The sequence below is a fragment of the Mesorhizobium sp. M6A.T.Cr.TU.014.01.1.1 genome, from assembly GCF_004022765.1.
Classification (GTDB): domain Bacteria; phylum Pseudomonadota; class Alphaproteobacteria; order Rhizobiales; family Rhizobiaceae; genus Mesorhizobium; species Mesorhizobium mediterraneum.
Genome location: NZ_RZPG01000008.1, coordinates 117,758 through 129,947, shown reverse-complemented (window position 1 = coordinate 129,947; position 12,190 = coordinate 117,758). Strand labels below are relative to the sequence as shown.

Sequence of the window (12,190 nt, the reverse complement as noted above, 5' to 3'; positions counted from 1 at the left end):
CGCTCGAGTATGGACCCGTGCTGTCAGGCATCTCCCAATCAAGTGTTCGGCTCCCCACATGGCGAGTCCCCGCAACCGCAGTAGGTGGAAACTATCCTCGCGCTGCGGCTTTCCATCTGCCGCCTTTGGCTCGCCGGCCCGCGGCGGAGTCCAGGGTAGGCGGATCGCCTGTGGTTCTCGTCGAAGCTGTGGGCTGGCGTCCTTTTGAAATCCGCCGTGAGAACAACAATGCGCATTTGCCTGAGTCTCGACCCGTCCCGGCTACTGCGGTGGCACCTCTGGCTGGCAGAAGCGCTTGCTGAGGTGCCCGGCAACGAAGTCTCCTGCGCTTTGGCGGCCGGTACCCGCCCGCTGCCGTTAATCTGCCGTCTGCTGCTTGAACTCGAACGACTGGTCTATGGCGTTCGCGGGAACGGCGCCATCGACCCCGTCGAGGCGGCGCTGCGGTGCCTGCCGCCGCCTCCGGCCGACCAAGTGGATGTAGTGATCGATTTGAGCGGGGCAGAATCGCTCCCGGCGGCGCGGCGCGTGCTCACCCCGGTCTTCAACGGCGCACCCGGCGAGATCGGAGTCGTGGCGGCCTGGGTGGATCATCAGGATCTTCTCGTCGACCTGCATGACACGGCGCGCCCGTTGCGGCCGTGGACGGCGCGTCCGGCCAGTGCAGACCGTGAAGTGTTGGCAGCGAGGCTCGACAGCGCCCTTTCCTGCACTGTGCCGCTGATCCTCAAAGCCCTGTGCGAGGAAACCGGTTCAGCTGCGTCCTTTATCCCCGGTCCACGGATGGCAGTGCCTTCGTTTGGCGCGCTTTCGGCGGTTGCAAGGGCGACCGGCACGGTTGCATCGAAGGCGATCGGGCTTTTGGACGTCCTGGCGAGGGGCGGCAGGATGTGGGGGATTGGCTGGCGCTTCGATGAATCGACGAGCCTGCTCGACAAAGGCGAAGCAGCCTTCCGGGTGCTCACCGGAAATGCCGACAGCTACCTTGCCGACCCGTTCCCGTTCCGGCACCAGGGGCAGGATTTCATCTTTGTCGAACAGTACCTCTACTCGAAGAACCGGGGGTGCATTGCGGTCGTGACAGTGAACCGGGACGGGACAGCCGGCGCATCCCGGATCGTCGTAGAGGAACCGCATCACCTCTCGTACCCGTTCGTGTTCGAGCAGGATGGGCAGATCTGGATGATCCCCGAATCGGGAGCGGCCAGGAATGTCAGCCTCTACAGGGCAGTGGAATTCCCTTACCGGTGGACGCGGGAGGCCTGCCTCATGGAAGGCATTGAGGGCTACGATACCACGCCGCTCTGCCATGAGGGCGGCTTTTGGTTTTTCGTCAGCCCAAGGCTTTGGAGGTCCACGTCCTGGGATGTCCTCAGCCTCTACCGTGCCGAGAGCCTGACCGGGTCTTGGACGCCCCATGCCGCCAACCCCGTCCTGCTTGATGCCAGGCTCAGCCGCCCCGCAGGAGCCGTCATCCGACACGGCGGACGCACGCTACGCCCGGTCCAAGACTGCGCGCGCGGTTATGGCGGCGCGGTGACGTTCTGCCAGATCGATGCGCTCGGCGCGTCGGAGTTTGCCCAGACCCCGGTCGGTCGCATTTGGTCCGGAGCGTTGGGTTGTCACACCTACAACCGCCGGTCTGGCTTGGAGGTGATCGACCTGTTCGGGCATATCCGGGGTTTGCGAGAGGTCACGACCTCGTATCGTTTGCTGGTACCCGACGCGCCGGTCTCGGGACCGCGTGAGGTCTCGGGACCGCGTGGGCAGCCCCTCTCTTGGCCGGTCTCGTCCGGGTTAGCTACCCGTAGCCAGGTGGTCGAGCGCAAGGTACCCCGCCTGCGAAGGGCCGCGCGCGCTCGACCCTTCTCGGGCACAGAATAAGCTCGGAAATCACGGCCGAGTGAAGGAGCGAGCCCTCCTGCACTTCGCAGCTTCTGGCCAGTGGCAATGTCAGCGTTGCGCTGGACTTTCATTTCTTCGCGCCGGCGACCTTCGCTGCCTTCTGCACGGCTCGCTCGGTAGAAATTGTCGCTTGTGAGCTAGTGCCGGCCGCGGGTCGATGGATGTCCTCGCTGGCGTTGAAGGTGGGCCCAGAGGTCTAAACGGGTTTGGCAATGCTGCCAACACAGCTGCTGAAGATGATCGGTGCCGCTGCCGTACTATCCGCGCTGGTCGTATGGCTGGAAATAACCTGAGGGGATACCCCAAAAGAGCTAATCATCTATTTTCTTTTCCTAACCATCTATCGTCCTTCCATTTCAGATCTGCATCAGTAATCGTCGCATAACAAACTAAGATTAGGGGGGCGACAAGAGTACCGATCTTCTTTCATTTCATCTTCCTTTCATTATGGCCGGGAGTCCGCATATGGTTGGATCAAGCACATCCGTGGATGTGGCGGTCATTGGAGCTGGCCGCTGCGGCTTGTCGCTGGCCGCGCATTTGCGTGCGCGCGATGTGGAGCACCGGATTTTCGGGGAGCTCATGGGGTCATGGAAGCACAATTTGCCCCCCGGATGGGTCCCATCGTACGACCTCAAAGCGCTGCCATGAACGCCGGTCTCTCCAGCATTCTCGCCCCCGTCGGTGCCACATCGCCGCCTGACCCGGTCAATTTCGCGCTGCGGCGATCGCTGACTCTGCCCCGGGTCAGCTTCGTCGTCCCGACGCTCAATGAAGCCGAGAACCTCCCTTGGCTTCTGCCGCGCATCCCCAACTGGGCGCATGAGATCATTATCGTGGATGGTCGTTCGACTGACGACACGGTCGCTGTCGCGCGCCGCCTGCGAGAGGACGTGAAGGTTGTGATGGAGCCTCGGCGGGGCAAGGGCGCTGCACTGCAAGCGGGATTCCTGGCCGCCACAGGCGACATCATCGTCATGCTGGACGCTGACGGCTCCATGGTCCCGGAGGAGGCGATCGTCTTTGTCAGTGCGCTGATGGCCGGCGCGGATCTCGTCAAGGGTTCACGCTTTATCCAGGGCGCCGGCACCGACGACATGTCGCTGTTCCGGATGTTCGGCAACAAGGGGCTGACCCTGTTCGTGCGGCTGCTCTATGGCGGTTGGTTCTCCGATCTATGCTACGGATACATAGCCTTCTGGACCAAGCACGTCGCCACGCTGGACTGCGATTGCGACGGGTTCGAGATCGAGACCCTCATCAACGTGCGGGCCTTGAAGAACCACCTCAATATCGTCGAGGTGGCGAGTTTCGAGGTTCCGCGCATCAGCGGAGTGAGCCATCTGCGCGCCATCCCGGACGGCTGGCGCATCCTCAAGACCATCCTGCGCGAGAGGGTGCACCCACAGCACAGGCGGAGCGCGATAGCCTGTGATGTCAGTGGACAAACCTGATGCGAATCCTGATGGTTGCCGCCCGCTGCTATCCCCTCATAGGCGGCATCGAAACTCACATCCAGGAAGTCGGTCCCCGCTTGGTGGCGCGTAGCCACGCGGTCGACGTGCTCACCACCGATCCCTCGGGGGAGTTGCCGGTTGAGGAGGAGGTGCGCGGCATGCGCGTGCGGCGCGTGCGGGCCTGGCCGAGGGAGCTGGACCTCTATGCTGCGCCCGGCATTTATACCGCGATCCGGCGCGGGGTTTGGGATCTGATCCATTTCCAAGGTTACAGCAGCTTCGTGGCGCCGATCGGGCTGCTCGCGGCCGTCCGCGGGGACCTGCCGTTCATCCTGACCTTCCACAGCGGCGGGCATTCCTCCCGGCTGCGCAACGCCGTGCGCGGCACACAGCACGCGCTGCTCCGGCCGCTGGTGGCCCGGGCCGCGCGGCTGATCGGCGTCTCCGAATTCGAAGCCGACTTCTTCAGCGTGAGGATGGGCGTGCCGCGGGAACGGTTTGTCGTCATCCCGAACGGCGCCGCGATGCCAGTTGCGAGTCCCGGCGTCAAGGTCGATCCGCACCTGATCGTCTCGGGCGGCAGGCTGGAGCGCTACAAGGGCCATCACCGGGCGATCGCGGCCTTGCCCGAACTGATCCGCCGGGTACCGGACGTGCGACTGCACATCGTCGGAACAGGCCCGTACGAGGGAGAATTGCGGCGCCTCGTCGCGACGCTCGGCCTCGAGAAGCGGGTCACCATTGCGGGTATCCCCGGATCCGAGCGGCAGAAAATGGCAGACCTCCTGGCGAGCGCCGCGCTATTCGTGCTGTTCAGCGAATACGAAGCCCATCCGGTCGCCGTGATGGAAGCCCTGTCGCTGCGCCGTCCGGTCCTCGTCAGCGACACGTCCGGTCTGCGGGAGCTCGCCGCCAATGGCCTGTGCCGGGCGATTCCGTGCAACGCCGATCCGGGAGAGCTGGCCGCCGCCATGGCCGAGGAACTGGAGGCCCATCGGGAGGTCCCGGATTTGGCGCTGCCCGACTGGGATGCCTGCGCGCAAGCGCTGAGCGATGTTTATTGTGACGTCCTGAGCAGCCGATCCAGAGTCCGCTTGCCCCCCGACGGCGTAATGTCGCGGCCTCCTGCGACTGGGGCATAAGGCTGATGATGCCGGCTCATTTCACTGCGGGAACCAGGATCAACCCGCTCCGGGCCGGGATACGATTCGTCTCGACCGTTGTCGGTCCCGACCTTCGCGACGGCAGTGCCGATGCCCCGTCGCAACGCGCCAATTCCGGATGGATCGCGGTTCTATGCCTGACGACCGCCGCGGCTCTACTCCTGGTCGTGGCCGGTCACGCGGCCGGGCGCCGCGGCTATGACGTGGCGCCGCTGCTCTTCTGGTCCGGTGTCGTTCTCCTGGTCGCTCCGACCAGCCTTCGCATCGCCTGGCCGACAACAGCCCGTGGTGAGCGCCTGTTCCTCCTGTTCCTGCTTGCCGAAGCCCTGGTCTACTGCAAGAAAGTCTATTCCCCGACGAGCTTTAGCGGTTACGACGAGGTCTTGCACTGGATATCGGCCGAGGATCTCATCACGGCCCGCCGGCTGTTCCTGTCCAACCCGCTTTTCCCGATCGGGCCAACGTATCCCGCCCTGGAAATCCTGACGACGGCGATAGTCGATCTGACGGGACTGCCCTTGTTTGTGGCGGGGACGCTCTTGTTGGCCATCCTCAAGGGCACGTTCATCGGTGCCCTGTTTCTGTTCCTCGAAAGCATCGCCGGATCGCCGCGTATCTCGGCCATCGCCTGTCTGGCCTATATGGGCAGCTCAACCTTCTTCCTGTTCGACTCGGCGTTCTCCTACGGGAGCCTCGGCATCGTGCTGTGCGTGCTGACCTTCGCGGTCGAAGCTGCGTCCAAGGATCTCGTTGGGGGACCGAGGCTGAAGTCGCTCGGGCTGATTGCCTTGCTGTTGGCAAGCCTCGCGGTCACGCATCATGTCTCGGCCGCCTTCGCCGCCATCTATTTCGGAGCGCTGGCGGCCCTCGAGGCTTTGCGCCGGCACGACCCCCTGCGGATCAAGACCAGCATTGCAGTGGGCCTCGCGGCGATCCTCGCCATAGCCCTGCCGTCCCTGTGGGTGCAGGCCCGTGGCATCCCTCTCACAGGCTACCTCGGCCCGGTGATCGAGTCCGGCTTCGACACATTGCTCGGGTACATCCTGGGCGCGCCCACTCCGCGGTCGGAGCACCTTGGAACGCCGGACAAGGCCCTCTACATGCGGCTGACCACCTTGCTGGCGCTCCTGCTCGTGGCCCTCGGACTGGCAACGGGATTCTTTCGGTCGCTGGCCATGGCAGCGCCGAGTGGTGCGCGGTCCGGTTGGCGTCCGATCCAGGACATTCTCGAACGCCGCTGGCGCGATAGCCGCCTCGTGCTCCTCAGCTTGCTGGCCTTCGGGCTCCCAGTCTCGGTAGCCTTCCGACTGACCGTTGCCGGATGGGAAGTCGGCAACCGCATGGGAACGTTCATGTTCATCGGCGTCGGACTGGTCGTCGCGGTGAGCATCGTCCACTTCTGGCAGGGCCGCACGCCACGCGGGTGGCGCCGCATCGCACCGGCCGTTGGTCTGGTGATCATCGTCCTGGGCGGCGTCACGAGCTCTTCGATTAATCCCATCCATGGGCGCTACAGAGTGGCCGCGGATCAGGAATCGATCGAGCCGATGGGGATCGAAACGGCACGCTGGGCCAAGGAATGGCTCAGTGCCGGCAACCGCTTCACCACCGACCGCATCAACCGCCTTCTGCTTGCGGGCTACGGCCGGCAGGACGTCAGGGCCACCATCGTCGAAGGCGTCGATCCCTCGCGCATATTCGAGGCCGAGACATTCGGGCCCTACGAGTTTTGGGCCTTGGCGCGAAGCGACATCGATTTCCTGCTGATTGACCTGCGCCTGACTACGGCTCCGCCGGTGCTCGGCTTTTACTTCCAGCCGTGGGAAGCGCGGCAGGGAGCGCCGCTCTCGGGTGCAGCGCTGCTCAAGTTCAATGACGTCAAGGGCGTCACCCGCATCTACGACAACGGCTGGATCGTCATCTATGACGTGAGGGGATTGCATGAGAATTTGTAGCAAGCTGGACCTTCTGGCCGCGTGCCTGTGGGCGGGGGCCGCGGTGGCGGCCGTTGCGGTCAGCGACAGCTTGCTCATCCGTACTGCCCTGGGCGCGTCCATGGTGTTCCTCGTCTCGGGCCACACGGTGTTGCGGGCCATTGGCGTCAGGACAACCTCCGCGTTGCAACACTTCGTCTACGCGGTCGGAGCAAGCCTCGCCGCCGGCATCGCCGGGGGCTTTGCCCTGAACGCCGCAGGCTTCCTTACGCCGCTCGGCTGGGCGCTGTGGTTCTGGACGGTGACGGCCGCCGCGGCACTGGTGGCCGCCGTCCGCCGCGACACTCCCGATCTGCCAGCTTGGCCGGCTCTGCCGCGGGTCCGGCTCTGGCAGGGGGCCGCGCTCATGCTAGCGCTGCTTGTAGCGACCGGAGCCTATGCGCTGGCCGTCCGGGACGAAGCGGCCTTCCGGGAATTCAAATACACCGCGTTCTGGCTGTTGCCGTCGGCCAGTGGCGAGTCCGGCCGGATCACCGTCGGCATCAGGAGCGCCGAGACTCAACCTCAGCGATTCGACCTGGAAATCACCCTCGACGGGCAACCGTTCGCCGTCTTCCGATCGCTCACTATCGCGCCGGGCGACACCTGGGCGCGGGAGATCCCGGTGCCCGTTTTGGCCACCCCGCAGAAGGCGGAGGCCCGGCTCTATCGACCGGTAGACAACCGACTCTACCGCAGCGTTTCGACGCTGGTACCGCGCACCTGAAACGAGGCTCGACCATGCGCATCCTGCTGCTGTCGCAGTTCTATCCTCCGGTGATCGGGGGAGAGGAGCGGCACGTCCGCAACCTCGGCGCGGCGTTGGCGCAGCGGGGCCATCATGTCAGCGTCGGGACCTTGATGCATCCCGGATCGCCCGAAACCGAGCTGGACGGCACGGTCCGCGTGCATCGCCTGCGCGGCACGCTCCAGCGCTTGTCAGGCCTCCACACCGATCCCGAGCGCCGCCACGCACCACCCTTCCCGGATCCCGAACTGGTGCTAGCCCTGAAGCGGCTGGTCGCCCAGGAGAGGCCGGACATCGTCCACGCCCATAACTGGATCTACGCGTCCTTCCTGCCGCTCAAAGGTCTGAGTGGGGCACGCCTCGTGGTCACACTCCACGACTACGGCCTTGTCTGCGCCAAGAAGAACTTCATGCACTTGGGCGCTCATCTCTGCAGTGGCCCAGCGCCGGCCAAATGCTTACATTGCGCCACTGGGCATTACGGGGTCGTCAAGGCAGCCGCGACCACTTTGAGCAACTGGGCATCGAGCTTCGCCGCTCGGCGCGTGGTGGACCGCTTTATCGCGGTGAGCCACGCGGTGGCGCGTCACACAGGACTCACCCAAGGCGGCGCCCCCTATGAGGTCATCCCCAACTTCGTGCCCGACGATGTCGGGGTGCTTGGCCCGGAAGATCCCTGCCTGCGGGAGGAGCTACCTGGGGATGGATTCATCCTGTTCGTCGGTGACATGATGCGCCTCAAGGGCATTGACGTTCTCCTGCAAGCCTATGCCGGCCTGGAGCGGGCGCCGCAGCTGGTCCTGATCGGGCGCCGGGTCGCCGACACGCCAACCGAATTTCCGCCGAACGTTCGAGTCTTCAGCATGTGGCCGCATTCCGCCATCATGCATGCATGGCGGCGCTCACTGTTCGGCGTGCTGCCATCGCTAGGGCCCGAAGCCTGTGCGACAGTGGTCATGGAAGCGATGGCGTCCGGCAAGGCAGTCGTTGCATCCGACGTCGGCGGCATGCCTGATCTCGTCGATCATGGCGAAACAGGGCTTCTCGTGCCGCCCGGGGACGCGCATGCCCTGGCTCACGCGATGCAAACACTTCTGGAGGACCGCAGCCTGCTTGCCCGCCTGGAGGCGACAAGCCTCGCCAGGGTGGGGCGCCTCAAGGCCGGAGCGGTTGTGACCCGAATCGAGCAGGTCTACCGGGACGTTATGCGGCCAGCCGCTAGCAGGTCCGCGGTGGCGGTGCACCAAGGGTCGGGAGAGCCTTCATGCCGGTAGGCCTCGCCGGGACGGCCATTGTTCGCGTGCGCCGGGCGCTTCAAAAGAACGCCACGCTCGTCACGAATTCCGGCGCTCTGGCGATCGGAACGATGGCAGCGGCCGGTCTTGGGTTAATCTATTGGTTGCTCGCCGCCCGGCTATTTCCGCCGGAGGTGATCGGCAAGGCCTCTGCCCTCCTGTCCGTGATGGGGCTCGTCGGTCTGTTGGGGGAGGCCGGGCTCGGGACCCTGCTGATGGGCGAAATCGTTCGGCACCCGGGCAAGGAGCGCGGCCTCGTGGCCGCGGCAGCGTCCGTCGGGGTGGCGCTAGCGGTTGGCTTCGCCTTGTTGTTTGTCTTCGGGGAGGCGTATCTCAACAGCTCGACCGGGCCGATCGACGGTTGGTTCGTGGGCGTTGCGTTCGTCCTCGGCTGCTGCCTGACCGTTCTCAGCGCGGTGGTCGATCAGGCGCTCGTCGGCAACTTGCGCAGCACCGACAGGATGATCCGGCAAGTGCTGTTCTCCACGTTCAAGCTGATGCTGATCGCCGCCGCCGCAGCCGCTGGCTACTACTCCAATGCCGCGATTCTTCTGACCTGGGTGGCCAGTGTGCTGGCGTCCTGGATCGGCGTCGATCTCTTGACCCGGGGCGGCGCGCGTCACCTCGTCGGGCCCCCCGATTTCCCGCTGCTGCATACGCTTCGACGCAAGGTCTTTGACCACTACACGCTCGATGTGGCCTTGCAGACCCCGGGCCTCATCATGCCGTACCTTGTGCTAATTCTCCTGTCGCCCGCCATCAATGCCGCCTTCGTATCGTTGTGGATGGTGGTATTTATGGCCTCGATCGTTCCCGCAGCCATGGCTACGGCCCTGTTCCCCGCGGTCAGAGCAAACCCGAAACAATCCAGACACAACATCCTTTTGTCGCTGATGGCGTCATTGCTCTTCTCGCTGGTCTGCGCCGTCTTCGTCTTCACCTATTCGCAGGAGGTCCTTGCGGTCTTCAATCCGGTCTATCCTGAGATCGCCGGTTCGAGCCTGCGCTTTCTCGGCTTTAGCCTGCTGGGATTAACGCTCAAATTTCATGCCTGCACGCTGGCGCGGCTGAGCGATACGATGCGCAAGGCATCTCGCTGGTTCATGCTTGGCGGATTACTGGAGCTGTGCTTCGTGGTCGCGGGGGCGAAGCTTGATGGACTTCAAGGCCTGGTCCTAGGCTGGACGCTCGCCATAAGCATCGAGGGTGCATGTGCGGCCCTCGTTTTGGCCTTCGCAATGAAGCTGAATTCCGCCGGCGGTCCTGTGCACGAAGGGCCGTCTGTTGCGTCACCATCTGAGACTTGAGGAGACACCGCTCATGGCACAACGTTATCGACCACAATTGGATGGCCTGCGGGTCATCGCGACAAGCAAGAATTCTTTGTCGCGCGCGCGTACTGCGCCACGCTACCCCCATCCCGGCAGCTCGACCGCGATCGGAATCAATGTTGCATACAGGCTCGGCAAGTTGAGAGACCTGGGACTGCTGCAGGGAGTCTGGCTCGACTGCGGCTGTGCCGACGGCGGCTACACCGAGGCCCTGGTCGCCTCGGGTGCCCAGAAAGCCATTGGTGTCGATCCTGAACGATCGAGGATCGACGAGGCCATCGCTCGTAAGCTGGTGAATGATGAGAAGCTTAATCGGCGGCCAGATACGATCGAATATCACTGCTGCACCGACGACTTCCCATTACCGGATGCGTCCGTTGATGCGATATTGTTGAATGAGGTTCTTGAGCACGTCGCCAACGAGGGGGCCACGCTGCGCGAAATTCGGCGGGTTCTGCGGCCTGGCGGTCATCTGGTCGTGATGAGTCCAAATCGCTGGTTTCCATTCGAGGGCCATGGGATGCGGCTTCTAGGCCGCAATTTCGGTTTCCCTATCCCACTGCTTCCTTGGCTGCCGAGTTCATGGTCGGCTCGCGTTATGGCGGCACGGAACTACTGGCCCCATGAATTGCGCAATATTGTGGCTGCGGCGGGTTTCGAGATACAGAAGGTCGACTATGTGCTGCCGGTATTCGAGCTTTATCAATGGCTGCCGGCTAGCGTGATATCGACCTACCGGCGGCTCATGCCACGGATCGGAAAAACGCCTTTGCGGAAATTCGGCGTTTCAACCCTGGTCGTAGCGACCCGCCCCGTCGGCCATACTTAACTCGCGCCGCCCAGCTTCGGAGACCGGTGCTCTACTCTGCCGAGCCATGACGAATTGAATTCGAATTGAAACGAACTGGAGAGACAGGATGGCTTCACGACATCTCCCGCGATCGCGGGGGCGAAGCTTGGCGGACTTCAAGGCCTGGTCCTAGGCTGGACGCTCGCCGTCAGCGTCGAGGGTGAATGTGCGGCCCTGACTTTGGGTTTCGCGATGAAACTGGATTCTGCCGCCGGCCCTGTGCACGGAGCGCCGCCGGTTGCGTCGCCACCTGAGGCTTTGAGGAGATATCGGTCATGACGCAAGGTTATCGACCGCAATTGGATGGCCTACGGGCCATCGCGATCGGACTCGTCGGCGTCGAGCACTTCGGCGGGCCGTGGGTCAGAACGCACTTCCCAATCGGGGCGGGTGCGCTGGGGGTCGAACTGTTCTTCGTCCTGAGTGGCTTCCTGATCACGCGCAACTTGCTGTTCAGACTAGAGCAAGCCCCTGCAGGCGAAGTCATTCGCAGGTTCTACATCGGCCGCGCGGTTCGGCTGATGCCGGCCTACTATCTGACCCTGCTGGTCCTGTTCGTACTGGGCGTGCCCGAGGTTCACGACTCCATTCGCTGGCATCTCACCTACACGAGCAATTACCTCGCGGCAACCGGAGGCCCACTCCTTGTGTTCTGGTCCCTGGCCGTGGAGGAGCAGTTCTACCTAATGCTGCCGGTGCTGCTGCTCATCTCCGGCCGCAATGCGATGAGGGTGGCGCTGTTCCTGATCGCGACCGGATTCCTGTTGCGCAACGCTGTCCTAGCGACGCCGATTGACCCGTTCGCCTTCGAGCTGTCGATCTTCGGAAAGTTCGAGATCCTGGGCATCGGCGTGCTGATCGGCGCTCTGTTCTATACTGCGTCGCGTGGCGGCCGACGCCTCGTTGCCGGGTGGAACTTTGGCGTCCTCGCGCTGGCCTGCCTGCTGTTCCAGGCCGTGGCCTGGTATTTTTACGGCAACGGCATCCTTCGTCACGTGACCTTCAACGCGAGCGTGGGGACCTTCTTTGCCTGGGTGGTGTTGCGGGCCGATGCCGGGCTACCGGGCCTGCTAGCGTGGTTCAGCGGGTTCGCGTTCGTCCGTTTCATCGGCAAGATCAGCTACGGCATCTATCTTACTCATGCGTTCTTCCCGAGGATCTTCGAGTCGAGCGCCGTGATAGAGCGCGTGGGATCCGGCCCGATCTGGGCTCAGGGCATCTGCGTCCTGGTTCTGAGCGTCGCGGTGCCAGCGACCTCTTGGTACCTAATGGAGTCGCCGCTACTCAAGCTCAAGGAACGCCTGTTGGACGAGAGTCCCGCCCTAGTGCAGGTGAGGTCGAAGGGCAAGGCCCTGAAGGCCCCGGCCGCGCCCGCACCCTGAAGTCCGGCGCTGTTATTTGGTGGCGACTGCCGTAATGCCCATCAGGACGCCGGCCAACTGATTGCGCCTCAACCGAGCCGGAAGCC

General features: G+C 63.8%; 9 protein-coding genes. All 9 read left to right on the top strand.

Features of this window, described 5'->3' with window-relative positions:
• The first annotated feature begins 228 nt into the window (after window positions 1–228).
• The 9 genes from EN885_RS11350 to EN885_RS11310 all read left to right on the top strand — a co-directional run bounded on the left by EN885_RS11350 (window position 229) and on the right by EN885_RS11310 (window position 12,104).
• Complete coding sequence (locus tag EN885_RS11350; protein WP_128242002.1) at window positions 229–1,884, top strand: hypothetical protein; 1,656 nt, start codon at window positions 229–231, stop codon at window positions 1,882–1,884.
• 668 nt (window positions 1,885–2,552) lie between these two features.
• The gene (locus tag EN885_RS11345) at window positions 2,553–3,359 is read left to right on the top strand and encodes a glycosyltransferase family 2 protein (RefSeq protein WP_128242001.1); all 807 of its coding nucleotides are present in this window, start codon (window positions 2,553–2,555) and stop codon (window positions 3,357–3,359) included.
• Window positions 3,359–4,504 (top strand): glycosyltransferase family 4 protein, encoded by a 1,146-nt coding sequence (locus EN885_RS11340; protein WP_128242000.1) that lies wholly within the window; start codon window positions 3,359–3,361, stop codon window positions 4,502–4,504. The genes EN885_RS11345 and EN885_RS11340 overlap by 1 nt, the downstream gene beginning before the upstream one ends.
• Window positions 4,505–4,509: 5 nt before the next feature.
• On the top strand, window positions 4,510–6,480 hold the full coding sequence (locus EN885_RS11335; RefSeq protein WP_128241999.1) for a hypothetical protein: 1,971 nt from the start codon (window positions 4,510–4,512) through the stop codon (window positions 6,478–6,480).
• On the top strand, window positions 6,467–7,225 hold the full coding sequence (locus EN885_RS11330; protein ID WP_128241998.1) for a hypothetical protein: 759 nt from the start codon (window positions 6,467–6,469) through the stop codon (window positions 7,223–7,225). Before EN885_RS11335 ends, EN885_RS11330 begins: the two co-directional genes overlap by 14 nt.
• A gap of 14 nt (window positions 7,226–7,239) precedes the next feature.
• Window positions 7,240–8,520, top strand: coding sequence for a glycosyltransferase family 4 protein (locus EN885_RS11325; RefSeq protein ID WP_128241997.1), 1,281 nt, complete (start codon window positions 7,240–7,242; stop codon window positions 8,518–8,520).
• Window positions 8,511–9,848 carry an oligosaccharide flippase family protein gene (locus EN885_RS11320; protein WP_128241996.1) on the top strand — a complete coding sequence of 446 codons (1,338 nt, stop codon included), beginning with the start codon at window positions 8,511–8,513 and terminating at the stop codon, window positions 9,846–9,848. The genes EN885_RS11325 and EN885_RS11320 overlap by 10 nt, the downstream gene beginning before the upstream one ends.
• A gap of 13 nt (window positions 9,849–9,861) precedes the next feature.
• Window positions 9,862–10,701 (top strand): class I SAM-dependent methyltransferase, encoded by an 840-nt coding sequence (locus tag EN885_RS11315; protein WP_128241995.1) that lies wholly within the window; start codon window positions 9,862–9,864, stop codon window positions 10,699–10,701.
• Window positions 10,702–10,997: 296 nt separating this feature from the next.
• Window positions 10,998–12,104: an acyltransferase gene (locus EN885_RS11310; protein ID WP_128241994.1), complete on the top strand. Its 1,107-nt coding sequence runs from the start codon at window positions 10,998–11,000 to the stop codon at window positions 12,102–12,104.
• The last annotated feature ends 86 nt before the right edge of the window (window positions 12,105–12,190 follow it).

Bases quoted from the DNA above. Each gene is read 5' to 3' on its own strand.
- EN885_RS11330 (WP_128241998.1), top strand. From the start codon at position 6,467: ATGAGAATTTGTAGCAAGCTGGACCTTCTGGCCGCGTGCCTGTGGGCG.
- EN885_RS11350 (WP_128242002.1), top strand. From the start codon at position 229: ATGCGCATTTGCCTGAGTCTCGACCCGTCCCGGCTACTGCGGTGGCAC.
- EN885_RS11325 (WP_128241997.1), top strand. From the start codon at position 7,240: ATGCGCATCCTGCTGCTGTCGCAGTTCTATCCTCCGGTGATCGGGGGA.
- EN885_RS11335 (WP_128241999.1), top strand. From the start codon at position 4,510: ATGATGCCGGCTCATTTCACTGCGGGAACCAGGATCAACCCGCTCCGG.
- EN885_RS11315 (WP_128241995.1), top strand. From the start codon at position 9,862: ATGGCACAACGTTATCGACCACAATTGGATGGCCTGCGGGTCATCGCG.
- EN885_RS11310 (WP_128241994.1), top strand. From the start codon at position 10,998: ATGACGCAAGGTTATCGACCGCAATTGGATGGCCTACGGGCCATCGCG.
- EN885_RS11345 (WP_128242001.1), top strand. From the start codon at position 2,553: ATGAACGCCGGTCTCTCCAGCATTCTCGCCCCCGTCGGTGCCACATCG.
- EN885_RS11340 (WP_128242000.1), top strand. From the start codon at position 3,359: ATGCGAATCCTGATGGTTGCCGCCCGCTGCTATCCCCTCATAGGCGGC.
- EN885_RS11320 (WP_128241996.1), top strand. From the start codon at position 8,511: ATGCCGGTAGGCCTCGCCGGGACGGCCATTGTTCGCGTGCGCCGGGCG.